Annotated in this window: 17 protein-coding genes and 1 pseudogene; 10 read left to right on the forward strand and 8 right to left on the reverse strand. The window is 48.9% G+C overall.

What is annotated here, in order from left to right:
* Positions 1-12 precede the first annotated feature (12 nt).
* From AC0VXX_RS01355 to AC0VXX_RS01370, 4 genes are all read left to right on the forward strand, one after another.
* Positions 13-2,022: an MtrB/PioB family decaheme-associated outer membrane protein gene (locus tag AC0VXX_RS01355; protein WP_475515587.1), complete on the forward strand. Its 2,010-nt coding sequence runs from the start codon at positions 13-15 to the stop codon at positions 2,020-2,022.
* A gap of 40 nt (positions 2,023-2,062) precedes the next feature.
* Positions 2,063-4,591 carry a DMSO/selenate family reductase complex A subunit gene (locus tag AC0VXX_RS01360; RefSeq protein WP_475515588.1) on the forward strand — a complete coding sequence of 843 codons (2,529 nt, stop codon included), beginning with the start codon at positions 2,063-2,065 and terminating at the stop codon, positions 4,589-4,591.
* Positions 4,592-4,605: 14 nt separating this feature from the next.
* Positions 4,606-5,283 carry a DMSO/selenate family reductase complex B subunit gene (locus tag AC0VXX_RS01365; RefSeq protein WP_475515589.1) on the forward strand — a complete coding sequence of 226 codons (678 nt, stop codon included), beginning with the start codon at positions 4,606-4,608 and terminating at the stop codon, positions 5,281-5,283.
* Between the two features lie 73 nt (positions 5,284-5,356).
* The gene (locus AC0VXX_RS01370; RefSeq protein ID WP_475515590.1) at positions 5,357-6,067 is read left to right on the forward strand and encodes a TorD/DmsD family molecular chaperone; all 711 of its coding nucleotides are present in this window, start codon (positions 5,357-5,359) and stop codon (positions 6,065-6,067) included.
* 145 nt (positions 6,068-6,212) lie between these two features.
* Here the strand turns inward: AC0VXX_RS01370 and AC0VXX_RS01375 are convergent, their stop codons facing one another.
* The 5 genes from AC0VXX_RS01375 to menD form a co-directional block, all read right to left on the reverse strand.
* Positions 6,213-6,758, reverse strand: coding sequence for a hypothetical protein (locus AC0VXX_RS01375; protein WP_475515591.1), 546 nt, complete (start codon positions 6,756-6,758; stop codon positions 6,213-6,215).
* A 225-nt stretch (positions 6,759-6,983) separates the two neighbouring features.
* Positions 6,984-8,393: an o-succinylbenzoate--CoA ligase gene (gene menE / locus AC0VXX_RS01380; RefSeq protein WP_475515592.1), complete on the reverse strand. Its 1,410-nt coding sequence runs from the start codon at positions 8,391-8,393 to the stop codon at positions 6,984-6,986.
* Positions 8,394-8,401: 8 nt separating this feature from the next.
* Complete coding sequence (menC, locus tag AC0VXX_RS01385) at positions 8,402-9,439, reverse strand: o-succinylbenzoate synthase (protein WP_475515593.1); 1,038 nt, start codon at positions 9,437-9,439, stop codon at positions 8,402-8,404.
* A 107-nt stretch (positions 9,440-9,546) separates the two neighbouring features.
* A complete protein-coding gene (gene menH / locus AC0VXX_RS01390; RefSeq protein ID WP_475515594.1) occupies positions 9,547-10,347 on the reverse strand; it encodes a 2-succinyl-6-hydroxy-2,4-cyclohexadiene-1-carboxylate synthase in 801 nt (266 codons plus the stop codon).
* Positions 10,329-12,026 (reverse strand): 2-succinyl-5-enolpyruvyl-6-hydroxy-3-cyclohexene-1-carboxylic-acid synthase, encoded by a 1,698-nt coding sequence (gene menD, locus AC0VXX_RS01395; protein ID WP_475515595.1) that lies wholly within the window; start codon positions 12,024-12,026, stop codon positions 10,329-10,331. The genes menH and menD overlap by 19 nt, the downstream gene beginning before the upstream one ends.
* 359 nt (positions 12,027-12,385) lie before the next feature.
* On the opposite strand from menD, the gene AC0VXX_RS01400 reads away from it, so the two are divergent.
* Positions 12,386-13,372 carry a LysR family transcriptional regulator gene (locus AC0VXX_RS01400; RefSeq protein ID WP_475516904.1) on the forward strand — a complete coding sequence of 329 codons (987 nt, stop codon included), beginning with the start codon at positions 12,386-12,388 and terminating at the stop codon, positions 13,370-13,372.
* Here the strand turns inward: AC0VXX_RS01400 and AC0VXX_RS01405 are convergent.
* Both AC0VXX_RS01405 and AC0VXX_RS01410 read right to left on the reverse strand, forming a co-directional pair.
* Positions 13,320-14,063: a hypothetical protein gene (locus AC0VXX_RS01405; protein ID WP_475517072.1), complete on the reverse strand. Its 744-nt coding sequence runs from the start codon at positions 14,061-14,063 to the stop codon at positions 13,320-13,322. The genes AC0VXX_RS01400 and AC0VXX_RS01405 overlap by 53 nt on opposite strands.
* A gap of 105 nt (positions 14,064-14,168) precedes the next feature.
* Positions 14,169-14,357, reverse strand: a pseudogene (locus AC0VXX_RS01410) (helix-turn-helix domain-containing protein); the annotation flags it as partial.
* 453 nt (positions 14,358-14,810) lie between these two features.
* Between AC0VXX_RS01410 and AC0VXX_RS01415 the strand changes: the two are divergent.
* The 5 genes from AC0VXX_RS01415 (at position 14,811) to AC0VXX_RS01435 (ending at position 17,799) form a co-directional block, all read left to right on the forward strand.
* Positions 14,811-15,311, forward strand: a complete 501-nt coding sequence (locus tag AC0VXX_RS01415) for a DUF2726 domain-containing protein (RefSeq protein WP_475515596.1) — start codon at positions 14,811-14,813, stop codon at positions 15,309-15,311.
* 84 nt (positions 15,312-15,395) lie between these two features.
* Entirely contained in the window at positions 15,396-15,887 is a 492-nt protein-coding gene (locus AC0VXX_RS01420) for a cytochrome c3 family protein (RefSeq protein ID WP_475515597.1), read from the forward strand.
* Entirely contained in the window at positions 15,874-16,551 is a 678-nt protein-coding gene (locus AC0VXX_RS01425; RefSeq protein ID WP_119978727.1) for a 4Fe-4S dicluster domain-containing protein, read from the forward strand. The genes AC0VXX_RS01420 and AC0VXX_RS01425 overlap by 14 nt, the downstream gene beginning before the upstream one ends.
* Positions 16,548-17,489 carry a cytochrome c nitrite reductase subunit NrfD gene (gene nrfD, locus AC0VXX_RS01430; protein WP_475515598.1) on the forward strand — a complete coding sequence of 314 codons (942 nt, stop codon included), beginning with the start codon at positions 16,548-16,550 and terminating at the stop codon, positions 17,487-17,489. The genes AC0VXX_RS01425 and nrfD overlap by 4 nt, the downstream gene beginning before the upstream one ends.
* A 16-nt stretch (positions 17,490-17,505) precedes the next feature.
* Positions 17,506-17,799 (forward strand): cytochrome c3 family protein, encoded by a 294-nt coding sequence (locus AC0VXX_RS01435; RefSeq protein ID WP_475515599.1) that lies wholly within the window; start codon positions 17,506-17,508, stop codon positions 17,797-17,799.
* A 66-nt stretch (positions 17,800-17,865) separates the two neighbouring features.
* On the opposite strand, the gene AC0VXX_RS01440 is transcribed toward AC0VXX_RS01435, so the two are convergent.
* Positions 17,866-18,297, reverse strand: a complete 432-nt coding sequence (locus AC0VXX_RS01440; protein ID WP_475515600.1) for an Lrp/AsnC family transcriptional regulator — start codon at positions 18,295-18,297, stop codon at positions 17,866-17,868.
* Between the last annotated feature and the right edge of the window lie 38 nt (positions 18,298-18,335).

Raw genomic sequence — 18,335 nt, forward strand, 5'->3', positions numbered from 1 at the left:
GGAGTGAGTATTATGCGTTCAATTAACCCTTTTTCATTAAACCTGATCACTCTGGCTTTGCTTTGTTCGGGTACTAGCGCCTTGGCGGCCGATTTTGGTATTCAACATGCCAATACCAGCGCCATCAACCAAACCAGTTATCAGTGTAAACGTTGCGTCGAACCTCAAGGTCACAGTGGTAGTGTTGGCGTGAGCGTGGGTGTTATCGATGCCGATGACAACCATGCCATCAACCAGCTTGGCACCGATACCGATGGTGCTGTCGCTGGTGTTAACAGTGATGTGGCCTATCAAGGCAGTGGGTACCGCGCCAATGTACAGGCGCACCAGCTCGGTATGGATAACGGCTTTATCCAGATGCAAGCGGGCAAGCCTGGGCAATATAAGTTTGATTTAGATTATCAAACGATCACCACCAATCATGGTAGCAATGCAGCCACCAATCTTTGGCAAAACAACGGCATGCTGACTCCAAGTGAGAAGACTCGAATACTGGATCTTGAGCTGCAAAGACAGCGCAGCGGCATCGGCTTTGAGTATGACTTTGCCTCAGTATTGGGATTAGGGCTAAGCAGTTATGCCCGCTATAACCATGAAGAGAAAACTGGGCATCGCAGCGCCAGCTTAACCAGCCCAAGTCCCATCAATTTTGCGAACGCCGTCGATGAAACCACAGATAAATTCAGTGCTGGCGTGGTGCTTGATGGCAGTAACTGGTTGTCAGAGCTGAGCTATCACGGTTCACGTTACGACAATAATCTTGGCGACCTTAGTTTGCCTTATGCCCCCGATGTGTATAGCGCCACCCCAGATAACCAAGCCCACCAAGTGGCGTTATCGGGCCAGTACCGCTTGGCATCGAGTGTCTTTAGTGGCCGTGTAGTGACGGGTCGTATGATCCAAGATCAAGATTTAGTGCAGATGAGTGGCAACCCCATCCAAAACTGGGATGGCCAAGTCGACACCCTCAATACTCACTTGGCGGCCACCACCCGAGTGAGTAATCGCTTACGTCTGGGCGCCAGTTACGATTACAGCCAACGTGATAATCGCTCATCGGTATTTGATTTTGCCCAGTATGAATACAACCCAGTATCGGGGGCGTTTAAGCAAAATACCCCAATGGATATCGATCGCCAAACGCTGAAAACCGATGCCAGTTATCGCATTGCTAGCGGCTATCGCCTGCAAGCGGGTTACAACTATAAGCAGGTTGAGCGCAGCTACGGAGAACGCGAAGAGACCCGTGATAACGAGTTGTGGAGCAAGTTAAACATTCGCGCTATCGACAAGCTGATCCTTGACTTTGGTGTGAGCTATAGCGATCGAGGCGGCAGTGATTATCAAGCCAATGAACTGACCAGCGAAGAGAGTGAGTCGCTGATGCGCAAGTATCATCTTGCCGACCGTCAGCGCAGTGAAGTCAACGCCAGAGCCAGTTACACACCGCTCACCTGGCTAACCTTCGATGCAAGTACGTACTATGCCAATGATGATTACAACGCGACCGACATCGGGCTGACTCAAGCACAAGATTATGGTTATGACGTTAATGTGCATGCTCAAGTCACTCAACCGCTCGCCGTGTACGCCTTTGCTGGCCAGCAGTGGATTGATTCAGACCAAAGTGGCAATCAAGCCTCTGTTTGGCAAGCCGAAATTAAGGATGAATTCATCAACTTGGGTCTAGGTGCGACCTACTCAGGCTTGATGCAAGACAGATTAACCTTAGGTGTCGATTACCTATTTGCTAACTCTGACAGCAACACCGGCGTCAATGGCTATAGCAGCGACAACTATGGTGAGTATTACTCCTATAACCACAGTGTGAGCCTATATGGGCAATACCTGTTATCGCCACAAATGGCATTAAAGCTGGCTTACCAGTACGAACGTTATTTTGATACCGACAGCGCTTCGGTCACCCCCGATAGCATTCCGGGTTTAATCACCTTGGGTGACCTGAACCACAACTATAACGCCCATCAACTGATGTTGACCTTCAGCTACAAGTTGAAGTGAGTCGATTCAGTTATTTAATAAGTTTGAGGAAAATAAGATTATGGAACGTAGAAGTTTCTTAAAAATGAGCGCTGCACTGGGCTGCGCAGCAACCGTTACCGGCTGTAATTCCAGCTCTGATGATGCCAATGTAGTTCCGCCAACGCCACCAGTGGGTGATGAGCAAATCACTTGGTCTTCATGCTTGGTTAACTGTGGTTCAAACTGCCCAGTCAAAGTTTTCAGTCGCGATGGCGTGATCACCCGCGTTGAAACCGATCATGACATTACTGATGGTGACGACATCTATCAAGTACGCGCCTGTGCACGTGGTCGCTCACTGCGTCAACGTACCTATGCGGTTGACCGTTTAAAAACCCCAATGAAGCGTGTGGGCAAGCGTGGTGAAGGTAAATTTGTGCCTATCACCTGGGATGAGGCTGCCAAGACGATTGGTACCAAATTAACCTCAGTGATTGCCGAGCATGGTAACAAAGCCATTTTCCGTAGTTACGGTTCGGGTGCTTACTATGGTTTTGCCTCCAATGCCTGTTTTAACCGTTTATTCAACTTAAACGGTGGCTGCCTAAATGCCTATGGTAACTACTCTTGGGCGCAGCAGATGGAAGCTGCGAAGCACACTTTTGGTACCGGCAGTACCAGTGGTTCTTCCACTGTGACCTTGTCAAACAGTGACTTTTTATTAGGTATCGCTTACAACCCAAGCGAAATCCGTCAGTCTGGTTCGGGCGAAGGGTATGATTACTTAAAAGCCCTGCAAAAATCGAACGGCTTAAAAGTGGTGATGATTGACCCACGTTACACCGACTCCATGTTAGGCAAAGAGTCGAAGTGGTTACCCATTCGTCCCGGTACCGATGCCGCACTGGCCGAAGCGATTGCATACCAGATGATAAGCACAGGTTGGGTCGATGCGAATTCACTCGACTTTATCAATCAGTTTACCGTCGGTTATGACGCCGCTTCGATTGCGGCGCAACAAGCGATATTTGCCGCCAGTAGCGATAAAAAAGAGCAAGAGTACGCTCAGGTGATGAACCCTGACGACAACTACCGTGACTACATCTTAAGTGCAGGCATTTATGCTGGCCAACCGTTGAAAACGCCTGAGTGGGCAGAAAAGATCACCGGCATTCCCGAAGCGCAAATCAAGAAAATTGCCGATGACTTAATGGCATCACAGCGCCCCTATATCGTGGTTGGCGCTGGGGTTAACCGTCAAGCTAACGGTGAGCAGAGCATGCGCGCACTTTACATGCTATCGGTATTAACCGGCAAATTGGGTAACTTGGGTGCCTCTAACGGTGAGTTACCATACATGAGCGGCATGTACCGTGCGGGCATTCCGGCGGGCTCAAACCCTGTGAAAGAAAGCATCTCCTTCTTTACGTGGAGTGAGGCGATTCACAACGGCAAAAACATGACGGCGCGGACTCACGGTATTCGTGGTACCGACGACTTAGATACTCCGCTTGGCACTAACATCAAGGTGATTATCTCTGCTTCAGACAGCTCGCTACTGAACCAGCACGCCGAGATCAATAATACCGCCGACATCTTACGTGATGAATCGGGGGTTGAGCTGATTGTTAGCTGCGATTGTTGGATGACGCCGGGCGCTAAGTTTGCCGACATCATTTTGCCTGATACCAGCTGGTTAGAGTCAAACGATCTGGTGAATGACTCTTATGCATCAGGTGCATTGGGTTATATCACCGCCATGAAGTCGGCTATCGATCCTATGTGGGATTGTAAGTCTATGTATGAAGCGGCAGCGTTAATTGCCAAGTACATGGGCTGTGAAGCCGAGTTTACCGAGGGTAAAACGGAAGCCCAGTGGCTTGAAGAGCTGTATCAAAAAACCAAAGACAGCAGCAGTAACTTAGGCGTGGTCCCAGCGTTCCCAGCCACTTACAAAGAAGCCCAGGCGATTGGCTTCTTCCGTAAAAACATGAACGACAACCACGTGGCACTGCAAAGTTACATTAAGGATGGCCAAGCGCTAACTACGCCAAGTGGCAAAATTGAGATCTACTCTGCCGAGCTTGCATGGCGCGCGGCTAACTGGAGTCAAGAGAATAGCGCGCAAAATCCGACTGGCATCAAAGGTGACACCATCACGCCTATCCCGCAGTACACAGTAACCTGGGATGGTTATGAAGATGAAGACACTAAGGTGGATTATCCAATCCAGTTATCCGGTTACCACACTAAGGGGCGGACACACTCAAGCTATCACAACGTGCCTTGGCTGCGCGAAGCGGTAGAGGATGCGGTATGGGTTAACCCCATGGACGCTACTCTGCATGGCTTAAGCTCGGGCGATAAGATTGAGATGTACAACCAGCGTGGTTCGATTGCCGTGAAGGTGCGCGTTACCCCACGTGTGGCACCAGGGGTATTTGCTCTGGGTCAAGGCGCTTGGTATAGCCCAGGTAACACTGTCGGTAGTACAGGCCATACGCTAGACGAAGGCGGCGCAATTAACTCGCTGACTCGCTATCAGCCGAGCCCTGTTGCTAAAGGTAACCCACAGCACACCATCCGTGTTGCCATTAAAAAGATTTAAGAGAGTAGTGAATTATGACTGAATCAACTCAATACGGTTTTTATGTAGACAGCACTAAATGTACTGGCTGTAAAGCCTGTCACGTCTCTTGCAAAGACCGTCAAAGCAATAACATTCGTAATAACAGTAATCCACAAGACAATAGCTTACCTGCGCTAAATGGGGTCACTTGGCGTCGTGTTTATGAATATGGCGGCGGCGATTGGACTGTCGGCAACAACGGCTGTTTCGAGCAAAATGTCTTTGCTTACTACATGTCGATCGGCTGTAACCATTGCTCTGAGCCGGTATGCGTTAAGGCGTGCCCAACCGGTGCCATGCATAAGCGCCGTGAAGACGGTCTGGTACTGGTAGCTGAAGATATCTGTATCGGTTGTGAAAGCTGTGCTCGCGCTTGCCCATATGATGCGCCGCAGATCGACCGTGAGCGTAAAGTGATGACTAAGTGTGATGGCTGCTTTGAGCGCATCGCCGAAGGCCGTAAGCCTGTGTGTGTTGAGTCTTGCCCGCTACGTGCGTTAGACTTTGATACTATGGAGAATTTACGCGCTAAGTATGGCGACGGTGACGGGCATATTGCGCCACTGCCATCACCTTCAATTACATCACCTAACCTGATCATCAAGGCCAATGTTAACGGTCGTCCCGCAGGTAGTGGTGAAGGTAGCATCTTAAATCCATCAGAGGTTTAAGCGTTACATTTTAGTCTTTAAGTGGTATTTAAGCGGCGGGCAACTTAAGCCCGCTTAGCTTGTAAGGTAAATCATGTCTTCAAAAGTAGAGTCTGTCAGTAAAGCGCCTTTAGCCTCAATCGATTTAGAGGCATATCAAGGCTTAGCGCGCATCTTGCATCATTGTTTAATCCGTTATCCAGATGCCGAATTGGTGCAAGGATTAGCAGAGTGTGATGTCGCTGCTAGCTGGCCGGTATTTGCGCAGCGCCCGCAAAATACCCAAGGGCGAGCCTTGCTAGGTGAGTATTTACAGCGCTGGGTGGCTGCGCAGTCAGACCCGAGTGACGAAGCACAACTGGTTGACCTTAAACTGGATTATGGCCAGCTATTTTTTGGTCCGGGTGAGCCTAATGCCGTGCCGCAAGGGTCGGTCTATTTGGGCGAGGAGCAGTTGCTCAACGACAAATCGACCATGGCGCTAATGGCGTTTTATCGTGCTCACGGGGTAGAGGTTAAGGTGGATTTTCCACAGCCTTTAGATCATATCGGTCTGTTTTTTGCGGTGTTGGATCAAACCTTTGGTCGCCTAAGCCAAGAGCCTGAAAATGATGCACTGGTGCGTTTTACCCAAGTGTTACTGCAGCAACACCTGTTGCCGTGGGCACCGCGTTGTTTCGCCTTAGCTTATGAGTACGCCACCACAGATTTTTATCGTGGCTTAGCCTTGCTTGGCAGCGACTTCTTGGGGCAGTTACAACAAGATTTTCAACTACTGCCGAAAGAGACCCGCTTGTATCGTTAAGCATGGGTATCGTTTAAGTATCTGTGGCGATAAAGGTGTTGATAATGCCCGCCTTGGCTCACGAGTGAGTTAACGCGCTCGTCGCCGAGTGCAATACAAGGTCAGACGAAAAAGCCCGCTCTCGATAAGAGAGCGGGCTTTTTATTTAGCTGGGGTTGCGGCCCATATTGCGGCTCACCTGACGCTGTTGGCTGCGCGCCTGCTCTAACTGAGTATGAATAGTTTGCAATAAGTGGCATAGCTGCTTGCCATTATCGCTGAGCTCACTTGCGCCTAACAGGTGATGCTCAACGGGCTCATCGCGTGGCTCGCTAAGCTTGTTGGCCTGTTTGGCAGGACTTTTTTGCAGCTCGACACTCCACTGGTTGGCGATGGTGAGGATCAGGTGTTCGGCTTGGCTCAGTTGGCCCTGCTCTAACTCTTTGACAAACAGCAGACGGCTGGCTTCGAACAAGCAGTGCAGGGTTAACTCAGGCGGCAAGGCATGCTCTGCGGCATCTTCCATCGGCGGCAACCACACTGGTTGGCCTTGGGTAAAAACCAATGCGGATATGGTATGGGCGACCGTCTTTAATGAGGTGGCGCCACCAAACAGTTGCTGCACGTTAACTGATTGCAGCAAACTTAAACTGAGGCGATGGGCCAAGGTGGACTTAGTCCACTGCTGACCGATAGAGCGTATTAGTGTCATAGTGTAGCCAGTTTAGTGTCGGTTTAGTGTCATAGCTAAGTGACATAGCGTTTTAGCGTGAGTCAGTCATTCGCTACTGGGCTTAGCCCTGTCACATAGTGCGTATTATGCGCCTAGCGCTGTGGGGCAACAAGCCTTGGCGGCCAGCGCTTAAGCAGAGTGTGACTTCAGTGTGGCAAAGGTGACAGGCTAAAGGGGAAAAGCCAGGCTGTTAACGTCGGGCCGTTAAAGCCGAGCCTGCTCAGCCAGCGCCGCCTCAATAAGCTGCTTACGTGGCACCTTTAAACTGGTGCTGGCGATATCAGGCCAAGGGTAATAACGGCGCGGGCGTTTAAAGCTGGCAATATACTGGCGCACAAAATCATCCAGCGGGGCGACATCGCTAATGCTGCCGTTGATAATGGCCGCCGGCAGGAAGCCAAATTCACTGTCAGGCAGAGGAAATACAATCGCGTCAATGATGTCAGGGTGGCGCTTAAGGGCGGCTTCAATCTCTTCGGGTTGCACATTTTCGCCGCCACAGACAAACATGTTGTCGGCGCGGCCGCTGATCACCAGATCGCCATCATTATCCCAATAGCCCAAATCTTGGGTATCGAACCAGCCTTGCTCATCGAGCGGGCGCCATAAATTGTTACCGCCATCATGGGTTAGATAGCCTAAAAATAGGGTGTCTCCCTTAACCAAGATCTTGTGATCAACAATGGTTAACTCGCGCCCATTTAATAACTTACCGCTACTGCCTTTGCTGGTGGCGAGCCCGGTGGTAATTTGCGATGCCATCTCGGTCATGCCGTAGCTGGTGTAGGCGTTAATGGCTAGCGGCGCCAGTTGTTGCAGTAACGATGGCGCGATAGCGCCGCCCCCCAGTAGCAGGGCTTTGACGTGGCGTAGCGCCTGTTTATCTTGCTGTAGCAGCCGCACCAGTTGGGTGGCGACCAGTGACAGGTGAGTCAGGGGCTGTTGCTGCAATTGTTCCGTTAAGGTGAGCTCGGCTGTCGGCAGCGTGATGGCGGCACCAGCCAAGGCGCAGCGATTGACGATGGCGAGTCCGCCGATATGAAATAGTGGCAAAGAGAGTAACCAGTTATCACCCTGAGCAATTGGGATCACCTCGCGAGCGCCCTGTGCGCTGGCAATATGATTGGCCAAACAATGCACCGCCGCCTTAGGCTGGCCACTGCTGCCTGAGGTGAGAATAGCGTTGCAGGGCCGCTGGTGGTCGATAGGCTGAGGGGCCGTGGCTGCGCGGGCGCTAAAGTTCACGACTAATCCCGCGCTTGGCAGTAGATGCTGATAGGCAGCTTGAGCCCAACTATGGCGCAGGCCATATTGCATGCTCAAACTGGCGATTTGCTGTGCAGGGAAACGAGGTGATAAGGGGCAAAATATCACGCCAGCGTCAACGCAAGCCCAATATAAGATAACCAGTTCTAGCGAGTTATTATCGATACAGCCGAGGCGATCGCCAAGCCTTACTCCTTGTTGGGTGAGTTGCCGCGCGCAGGCGCAAACCGCCTGACTGAGTGCCAGATAACTGATGCTGTGATACTGGTTTTGCGCCCAATAATAGAGTGCCACCTGCTGTGGATAGTGTTTGGCGGCAAGATGCAGTGGCGAGTGTACTTGGGGCATCTGAGTTCCTATGCGCTGTAAAGCAGTGTTAAGTCGTCGAGATTGAGGCTGCGCGCCTTATCACTGGGCTCGAGTAAATCGCAGCTAAAGGCACGCAAGGTGTCTAGCCCGGGCACTTCATCTGGAGTGCATGCTTGGCTAATGCAGCGCAGTGCATTGATGCCTAAGCTCGCCTCTAAACTCGAACTAATGATCACCCGCACGCCATACTGATGGGCGGTGTCGATGATCGTCTGTAAGCGGCTTAAGGTGCCCAGCAACATAGGCTTAATCACTAAGGCACTAAGGCCCGCCTGCATGGTGAATTGATAACGCGGATCGTTAAGGCTCTCGTCGAGGGCATAGGGGATCCCTAATGCATTGAATAACAGCGGATTGTGGTTCGGATCGCGGCACGGCTCTTCAATATATTCAATGGCTGCTAAGGGCAAACAAGCTAAAAAGTCGATGGCATCTTGCAGTTTAAAGCTGCGATTGGCATCGAGGCGCAGCTTGAGATCAGGCCTGATCGCCAAAATTTGATGAATTAATTGGATCTCCTCCATCATTGAGGTTTGCCCCACCTTCACCTTGACTGCATGCACCTGACGGTCGAGTTGAGCGACTCGCTGGCCAACCTCGGCTATGGGCTCATCTTGATGACGGTAGATAAGCGGCACTGTGCGAGGTAAAGCTCGGTGCGCCAACAGGCTAGGGAGTTGCCCCGACAACTTGGCGTGTAACAGGCTTAAGCCATAGGCGAGTGAGGCCATGGTCGTGTGCTCGGCAAGGTCAAGCAGGGTATCAAGCGGTTGCCCCGGTAGCGATGGCATGGCGGCAACGAGCGTGTCAATCACCTGCTCGAGTCGCTCTTGGCTAAAGCCCATTAATGGTTGACCGTCGACATCGACACCCGACAACGGCGCAATTTCAACTACCTCGCAGCCCAGCGCTGTGCTGGCCTGTAACACTAGGCCTTGGCGGCTATCGATACGTTGATTACCCACAGGTAATAGGGTTTCGAGTGGAATATGGTAGCGATACAGGTTAAGGGTTAACAGTGTCATGTACGATCCTTTTGGGGGGCAAAGGCGCTTTATTGGCAAACAAATGCGTGCTCAGCTTATTGTGCTATTGGCCCGATTTCAAGTGCGGTGCCATCTCACTGGGCTGCCTAGGTGTCTGTCATGGTGAGTTGCTCAATTAAGGTGGTGCAAAAGGCATCACAGCAACTTAGGTGAATATTGTGGCCGCCATGCTCAAAGCGATGCAGAGTGAGGGGCGCGCGTTGTTGCCATGCTGTGGCTAACGCAGAAAATTTATCATCTTGGCCACCGACATAATAATGCCAAGGCACGCCAAGTTGATGGGGTAAGCAGGACAGATCTTGCTGTAAGCCGAGTGAGGTCGGCAGGTAAATCTGTTGCAGCGCCGCCAGCTTATTGCGGCTGCGACGTTGAATGAGCTGCGCGCGCTCGCTATCACTAAGATCGCTAAAGACGGCTTGGCGATACCACAAGTTAAGAAACTCGCTTAGCGACATCTGTAGCATGCGCTCATGCCATTGTTTATCACTGTGCAAGCGCTGCTCGCGTAGCGCCTGGCTGGTCAGCCCGGGGTGGCACGACTCTAAGTTGACACTTAAGATCTGCTGCGGCATGAGCTGCGCCAGATGCAGCGCGATGCGCCCACCAAGGGAGTAACCTAGCAAGTGAAAGGTCTCGATATTGAGTGCTGTGAGTGTACTGCGGATCAGACTGGCGACCGGTATAAAGCCCGGCGAAGGCAGTGCTAGGCCCGGGCTATCGCCATGGCTAGGCAGATCGAGACAGACACAGTAAAAATGCTGGCTCAGACGCGGCATCAAGTCTTGCCAGTCCTGTTTATCGCCCAGCAGACCATGCAGTAACACCAAACAGGGATTAGTGGGCTGGCCATAACAGCGCGAGGCGAGCATTAGCTTTGCTTTATCCATGAGGCGATCTGCGCTATCTGCGAGCTGGCTTGATCTTGAGCCACGTTCACCTCAATCACCGAAGTGCCCTGATGGTTAATCGCCTCTTGATAGACCTCATTAAAGGCATTGATGTCGTCAACTTGGTTATAGGCTAAGCCAAACATGGCCGCGGCGTAACCAAACTCTAAGCCATGGGCAAGGCGGTAATATTCGCTGCGCAGCTTTTCGTCGGGTACAGGCAATAAATTAAAGATATTGCCGCCATCATTATTGAGGATCACGATAACCAGTGGGCCGTTATGTTTGGTGGCAATGGCGAGTGAATTAAGGTCGTGCAGTTGCGATAAGTCGCCAATAATTAAAGTGGTCGGTTGTTTTTTATGGGCCGCAATGCCGCAGGCGGTCGCTAATAAACCGTCGATACCCGACGCGCCGCGGTTAGTATAAATACTTGCCATGGTGGCCGTAGTGGGGGCAAACATATCGTACAAGCGCACTGGTAAACTGTTACCAATAAACAGTTGCTTATCGGTTTGCATCGCAATGGCGCGTACCACCTGAGCTTCGCCAAATTCCCCTTGATCTATCTGCTGCTCAAATAGGCTAGCCAAGCGTTGATTTAATTCGATTAATTGCACCGCCCAGTTGGCCTGTGACGAGCGTGGCCAAGCTAATTGGCTAAAGGCGTTAACCGGGCAGAGCCAAATCTGTTTTGGCATATGACTAGAGTCTAACCGCTGCTGATGGGGCAGTACTTGCCAATAGCTCTTCCATTTCTGTTCGGCTAAGTAGTTAATTAAGCGTTTTGACAGTAGGCGCCCACCAAACACCAGTACTTTTTCAGCCTGTTGTAACAGCGATTTAGCCTTAGGTTGCAGCAGCAGTTGGTCGATATTGCCTATGGCAGCGCCATGTTGTCTCAATTGAGATTGGGCATCGGTGAGGATCGGCCAGCCCAACTTGTGTGCCAGCTCGATAATTAATTCGGGCTGCTCATGGGGCGCTAAGGTGCCCACCACAATGACGCCTTTACCATGGACAAAGCGCGCTAAGGCATCGCTACTGGGCGTGCTGTGCAGCTGCGCCTTAGCATATTGGCTAAAGGGCTGCGAAGTATGCTGCCAATTACCCAGCGTACTCAGGTAGTGAGTAAAATCGGCGCTCATGGTGCCAGGGTACAGTGGCTCGCGGTACATGCAATTGATATGCACTGGCTGAGTCTGGTTGGCAATGGCGCTATCGATAGTGGTCAGCAGCGCCTCTGGGCGGATCTGTAGGTCTGGCGTGGGCAGGTTTATCTGCTGAGCGTAATGACCAAAAATAGCTGGTTGAACAATGGCTTGATTCGCGCCGCAGTCAAGTAATTCTGGTGGTCTATCGCCTGATAATACGATGAGTGGCACATGGGTGAGCCAGGCCTCAACGATGGCGGGATAAAGATTAGCGACTGCCGTGCCCGAAGTGGTAATGATGGCCACGGGAGCACGACTAGCCTTGGCTAACCCCAGCGCCATAAAGGCTAACCCGCGTTCATCGAAATGCAGATGCTGCTTTAGTTTAGTCTGCTTTGCCGCAGCTAAGGTGAGCGGCGTAGAGCGAGACCCCGGCGCCATGCAGACATGCTGTACCCCTAGGCGTGCTAATTCTTCGAGGAGTATCGATCCCCACAATAGGTTGAGCTCGGCTGTTTTATCCATTGATCACGATGAAGTTTTTAGGTTTTGATTAAGGTTAGTGTAACGCGATTTAAGGATTAGGAGTAAGGCTTAGCTCGCGATATCACATTTTTGAGCAAGGTGCGCTTAGACTCATTATGGTCTCGAGGGTGACATTGTTGCTGATACATTTTGTTGGCATTGCAACCAAGTTGTTTGTTTTGTGCGCTTTTTGCAAAAAGCGTGGCGGTTTAATCATCAGTTTGGTGCAGGTTTTATGCGCTGCCACCCATAATCGCGTTTTACTACTATTAATCTTGTAATGTTTGATATGGTCAAAAGTTCGTCCGTTTTAGCTATGCTAATCTAGCTCGATATGGAGATGGGGTAGGATTAAGGTGATGATTAAAAAGGAGCTTTGTAAACTCGACTATTTTACACTGAGGGTATTAATCGGCTTATTTGAATATCAAAATGGTTCTGTGGTGGCAGAGCAACTCAATACCACTCAACCTAAGGTGAGCCGCGCCTTGAGTTGTCTGCGCGAATGGATGAAGGATGAACTATTTGTACGCCAGCAATATGGCTTGCAGCCAAATGCCATGGCCGAAAAAGTCTATCCTTTAGCCAAGGCGATAGTGGCCGCTTATGATGAGATGTGTATTGCCATACATCATAAGCAGCCCCAGCAGCGTGAATTGACTATTGCAGCGCAAGAGCATCAAGCCGGCTTATTAACCGAAGCGGTGCAAGAGGTGTGTCAGTTATTAGAGCGCAATGTGACCATTAATATGCAGCAGTGGAGCGATAATGCGCCTAGTCTTATCGCCCAAGGTAAAATTGATTATGGCGTGGGGATTAATGCGGATCTACATCAATCGATTGAGAGCGTTGATTTAGGCGAGGTCAAATATCGCTATATTATCGCTAAAAAATCTCACCCCATCTTTAGCCAAACTTTGTCGCTCCCCACGTTATTTAAGCACCGCTTTGTGTTTATCAATTATTCATTAGTTGGCGGCAAACGTCATTGGCTCGAGGATCTTGCGCAAAAGTTAGGGGTCAATCTGGCGGTTAGCTTAAAAACATCGAGTCTTAATGTGGCACTGGATCATGTGGCCCATTGCGATGATATTTGTTGGATTGCCTCGGTGCTCGCGCCGCAGTTTGTTCGCCAGCGTCCAGAGCTTGCCATGATTGATGTGTCTGAATTTTTTAATCGTGAATGTCGTGATTCAAATCGGTTTGTGCCTTACCACTATTACCTGCAATTTCATCATGGTAACGATAAGTTATTCACTTCTCATCTGTTGGCCAATTTGCAAGATAAAGTGGCTAAACTCCATCAGAACTGCCACCAACAGATGCTGGAGCCTGACCAAGGCTAAGCTCCGCGACCGAGGGCAGTGCTTGACTACTGGATTGATGGTAGCTGTCGATAATGCTGTTGATCATCCATTGTAGTGGTTGACCATTGTCGCAGTTGTTGTAAACCAGTGTCAGCATGGGCGGCGCTATCCGGCTATAAATTCGGTTGGTTTCAAACTGAGATAATTCGCATGAATGTAAGCCATCAATATTTTCAGTGATCTCTGATTTTTCGTTAAATGGTAACAGTGTTAATGCTTGGCTATTTCTGAGGTAATCAAACAGGAAGTTAATATTCTTGGCTTCGACATCACTGTGCAGTGCCAGCCCGCTCATATTGCAATACTCCTGAAATGGCGAAACCGCATTCTTGATGCCACCGATATTAGGATTAGCAAAGGGGTACTTTGCAATCGTTTCCAAGGTGATCTCTTGATGGTAAATATCATGATGTTCGTTAGCGATAAGCAACAGTCGATTTAATGGCGATAAGGCTATGGTACTGATATTACTTACGGCATGGAGTTCAGCGCTGTTTCTGCTGTAACACAAGCCGATATCTACTTTGCCTTTGCTGATCTCATCCAGTGTTTTTGGGGTCCAAGATTTCGATGAAACCGATATTTGTTTACCAGCATCTCTAATATTGTTTAATACTCCCTTAGATAAATTAAGATATAAAGGAGTTGGAATGGCAATATTAAAATGCAAGTTATTACACTCCACGCTTTCATTTTTAAATGACTGTAATGCCTTTGAACATTCTACAATTTCTTTAGCGACGGGGTAGATTTTACTGGCATAATCATTAGGTATTAAGCCATATCTTTTACGAATGAATAATTCATTGCCAAATATTTCGCGGGCATGCTTTAAACTACGGCTTATTTTTGGCGCCGGTATGTTGAGCTTTTGGGATACAAAGGTCGCAGATTGGTTTTCGTATAGGTGCACAAAAATATTTAGACACAGTAGATCCAGGTCGCTGAATATTATATCTCTCATTTAATATACCCCTTTAACATAAATGTTCCTCGATACATCATAAGGAACTTTATTTGTTATTTGTCTAAATCTATTAATTATTTTTGCTAAATGATTGCTGTGTCACTTATTGGGTTATGCATATTATAAAACTAAGTTATTCGCATATTTTAATTCTTATATTTCTAGTTATTTTTATTTGCATTTCATGGTTAAATCAAGGTGTAACGCTTTTTAATATAAAAGTCTACCTTATCTATTTTCATGGTTATCTGACTTTTATATTTCACTTATACGGGTTTTGATTTTCTATGATATGTATTTTAAAAAATGGTTTTTTGACGGTGCTTGTAATTGTTTGAAATAAGTATTGTTAGTTTTTCTTGTGTGATCTAACTCAAGGTTTAGATTTTCTTGTTTATAAATAATGGCCATGCGTTAAAAATAATAACTGTTAGAAAGTTGGAGATAATTATGAATGCTTCAGTTGTTTTTAGTTATGCCTTTATTTATTTTGTTTTATTCGTGGTCGTTCCTTTTGTATTAATTACATTTTCAATGACCTGTATTAAGTTTTTTAAATCAGAGGGTAAAACTGAGGGGAAGTCGTTTAAGTTTAAAGGAAGTACAGTGAGTGCCAAGGCTCAAGTCTTTTTATCTAAGCTAAGTGGTGCTTTTAAAAATAAATATAATGTGCTCTATGGTACCTGTTTAGACAGTATCTTGGATATTGACAATAATAAAGATGAACAGGCTCATGAATATTTACGAACTTGTCATTTAGATTATGTGTTAGTGGACCCAGAGTCATCAGCGGTTAAGTTGGTTATTACCGACCCTGAGCATAATTCACCTGAGAAAAATGCGTTTATTGAACACTCGCTAGCCGAAGTGGGCATTAAAGTGCTTCATCTGGATACGGATGTTCCTTGTGATGAAGCCCTATTAACCCGCTCATTGTCGATGGCGGCATAGTGTCTAGCGTGCTGGGGCGATAGCTTCAGCACGTATTTTTAAGTTGTTAATTCAATTATCACTCTCATCTCGTGAGGACTCATTATGTCCATATTCAGCAAAACAGCGTTTTGCGCGGTGTCGATATCAGCTCTCTTATTGCTGAATATTGCGCCAGTGAAAGCCGAAGTGAACCGTCTGCAAATCAATCAAGATAAATGTGTTAAGTGCCATAAGCGTAACGGTTTAATGGCAGGTGTGCATGGTAATGATGCGTTGGCACTAACCTGCCAGAGTTGCCATGGCGAAAAGGGGAAACATCCTCGTCAGCCGTCATTGATTGTCGGCTTTAGTGCCGATTCGAGCACAAAAGTGACCGCTCAGGTGGACAGTTGTTCGCAGTGCCATGATCACGATGTTCTTTATCAAGCCGATTGGACCCATGCAGTGCATTCAAACAAGGTTGGCTGCGCCAACTGTCATCAGTTGCACAGTGACTCGGATCCTATGATGACCTTGGCGACCGAGGAGCGCAGCGCCTTATGTGGCAAGTGTCATGGTATTACCCCTAAGGAGAGTGACGATGAAAAACTCTAGACGTTTGTTTTTGAAATCCGCTTGCGCCTTAGTGGTGGGGGCTTCTGGTTACACTGTGGCGCAGGGCCCGTTAGGGGAGGCGCAACAAACTACTAAAAAATATGCCCTGATCCATGACGAAACGAAATGCATTGGCTGCGATGCTTGCAGTGTGGCGTGCCGCGAGGTTAACAATGTGCCCGAAGGGGTAACACGGCTGCGCATTGAGCGTAAAGGCCCGTATGGTGAGTATCCGGAGCAATATTTTAGATTTACCCGCCACTCTTGCCAGCACTGTGAAGATACCCCTTGCGTTAAGGTTTGCCCCACAGGCGCCGCGTACAAAGATGAGGCGACGGGCATTGTCAGTGTCGATGCGTGGAAATGTGTTGGCTGCCAATACTGTATCGCGGCTTGCCCCTATCAAGTGCGTTTTATCAACCCAGTCACTAAGGCGGCCGACAAGTGTGATTTTTGTAAGGAGACGCGCTTAAAAGAGGGCAAGTTACCGGCTTGTGTCAGTGCCTGTCCAACCCAAGCGCTGACTTTTGGCGATCTGCAAGATCCCGATTCACAAGTGGTGCAGGTGTTAAAGCATACGCCCAACTATCGCACTAAGACCGAGCTTGGGACACGTCCTAAGTTATTTCGTATTGGCTCACAAGACGGCGAGGTAAGGTTATGAGTCCATTCCATTTTGACGGCCTTGTGTGGCATTGGCCGATTGCGATCTACCTGTTTTTAGCTGGGGTGTCTGCCGGCGCGGTGTTTTTTGCGATTTTGCTAAAACAGTTCCGCTTAGGCGATGATGCTTATCGGTCTCCTTTCGTGCAAGCGGCGTGTATTATCGCGCCATTGAGTGTGTTTGCCGGATTGGGCATTTTGGTGATCGATCTCACCAAACCGTTTGATTTTTGGAAGATATTGGTGTTTTACAATCCTACCTCAGTGATGTCGCTTGGGGTGGCGGTGTTGATGTTTTACCAAGCCATGCTATTTGCCTGGTTGGCATGTGTGTTTAAAAAGCCGTTGCTCGCGTTTTGTGAGCAGCGCTGGCCACGTGTGCAACGCTTATTAAAGTGGCTGGTGAGTGCCGAAGCTAGCATTACTGGTATTTTGGCGATTTCAGCGGTGGCCTTGGGTGCCTATACCGGCTTCTTACTGTCGGCGTTAACGACCTATCCCATGCTCAATAATCCGGTATTGCCCTTGCTGTTTCTGTTCTCTGGTCTCTCCTCTGGTGCGGCAGGCACACTGCTCGGTGGCGTGCTGATGAAGGGGAGTCCAGATGGCAAAGAGGTGCACTTTATCCACAATATAGAGATCCCGATTATTTTGGTGGAAATGGTATTGATTTTTACCTTCTTTGTCGGATTGATATTGAGTGGCGGAGCCAGCAAGTTAGCCGCCTTTAGGGCGATAGGCGAAGGCTTCTGGGGCTGGGTATTCTGGGGTGGAATTGTGTTTGTAGGCTTGAGTCTGCCGCTGGCCTTTAACCTCTTTATGAAAGCCTCGGCTAAGCGTAAGTTTTCTTATGTGGCGGTTACGGCCATGTGTAGTTTGATGGGCGTATTATTGCTGCGCAACTTCATTCTTTACACCGGTCAAATGACAGTGGCCTAGCCGTTGGAGAGCTGCGATGTACAAATTGGGATTAGGAGCGCTACTGCTGTGTCTCGCCTTAATGGTACAGGCGCAATCGGTGGTCGATACTCATATGCTTAATGGCGATTGTGAAACGTGCCATGAAAATGGCGAGCCATCGATTAACAATGAGGTTGAAAACCGCGCCTGTATTGAATGTCACGGCAGTGTCGATACCCTTGATGGCCCTTATCATCAGTCACATTCCTATTTGATGATGTGCAGCGATTGTCATAAGGTACATGCCTCTACGCCAGTCACTGACAGCTGCATGCGCTGCCATCACTGATAAGGCTTATCGGTCCCATTAGTCGCTCGCCACTCGGTGATTGACTAGTGGGGTTGCCCCAACTATTTATTGCGCGCGGTTGTCTATCCACTCACTCATCACCACGTGGGTTTTAATTTTAATGATGTTGTTTTGGGCATCGATATGTTCGCGAATTTCATGTAAGCGTTTCATCGAACTGGCCTGCACATACACCAGCAGATCCATGTCGCCGGTGATCCCGCGGCATGTGACCACTTCGGGTATCGACTGAAACACATGCACCACATCGGCACTCTGACGGCATTGATGCTGGATCTCAAAATAAGCCGATACCCCCTCTTTTTGCGACTCACTGAGTAAGACTTGATAACCGCGAATAATACCGCTTTGCTCCAGTTTTTTAATCCGTTCAGATACGGCGCTGCGCGACAGGCTGACTTTGTCGGCAATATGTGACACGCTCTGGCGTGCATCTTGGCGTAATGCGCTGATGATTGCTTTATCAAATTTATCCATCGAGTGTCTCTTATGCGGCGGCGACGATTTGTCGGTCA

This window comes from Shewanella sp. QJM3NY_23 (assembly GCF_056173105.1).

Coding starts and splice junctions, on each gene's coding strand:
- AC0VXX_RS01355 (WP_475515587.1), top strand. CDS start 13: ATGCGTTCAATTAACCCTTTTTCATTAAACCTGATCACTCTGGCTTTG.
- AC0VXX_RS01360 (WP_475515588.1), top strand. CDS start 2,063: ATGGAACGTAGAAGTTTCTTAAAAATGAGCGCTGCACTGGGCTGCGCA.
- AC0VXX_RS01365 (WP_475515589.1), top strand. CDS start 4,606: ATGACTGAATCAACTCAATACGGTTTTTATGTAGACAGCACTAAATGT.
- AC0VXX_RS01370 (WP_475515590.1), top strand. CDS start 5,357: ATGTCTTCAAAAGTAGAGTCTGTCAGTAAAGCGCCTTTAGCCTCAATC.
- AC0VXX_RS01375 (WP_475515591.1), bottom strand. CDS start 6,758: ATGACACTAATACGCTCTATCGGTCAGCAGTGGACTAAGTCCACCTTG.
- menE (WP_475515592.1), bottom strand. CDS start 8,393: ATGCCCCAAGTACACTCGCCACTGCATCTTGCCGCCAAACACTATCCA.
- menC (WP_475515593.1), bottom strand. CDS start 9,439: ATGACACTGTTAACCCTTAACCTGTATCGCTACCATATTCCACTCGAA.
- menH (WP_475515594.1), bottom strand. CDS start 10,347: ATGGATAAAGCAAAGCTAATGCTCGCCTCGCGCTGTTATGGCCAGCCC.
- menD (WP_475515595.1), bottom strand. CDS start 12,026: ATGGATAAAACAGCCGAGCTCAACCTATTGTGGGGATCGATACTCCTC.
- AC0VXX_RS01400 (WP_475516904.1), top strand. CDS start 12,386: ATGATTAAAAAGGAGCTTTGTAAACTCGACTATTTTACACTGAGGGTA.
- AC0VXX_RS01415 (WP_475515596.1), top strand. CDS start 14,811: ATGAATGCTTCAGTTGTTTTTAGTTATGCCTTTATTTATTTTGTTTTA.
- AC0VXX_RS01420 (WP_475515597.1), top strand. CDS start 15,396: ATGTCCATATTCAGCAAAACAGCGTTTTGCGCGGTGTCGATATCAGCT.
- AC0VXX_RS01425 (WP_119978727.1), top strand. CDS start 15,874: ATGAAAAACTCTAGACGTTTGTTTTTGAAATCCGCTTGCGCCTTAGTG.
- nrfD (WP_475515598.1), top strand. CDS start 16,548: ATGAGTCCATTCCATTTTGACGGCCTTGTGTGGCATTGGCCGATTGCG.
- AC0VXX_RS01435 (WP_475515599.1), top strand. CDS start 17,506: ATGTACAAATTGGGATTAGGAGCGCTACTGCTGTGTCTCGCCTTAATG.
- AC0VXX_RS01440 (WP_475515600.1), bottom strand. CDS start 18,297: ATGGATAAATTTGATAAAGCAATCATCAGCGCATTACGCCAAGATGCA.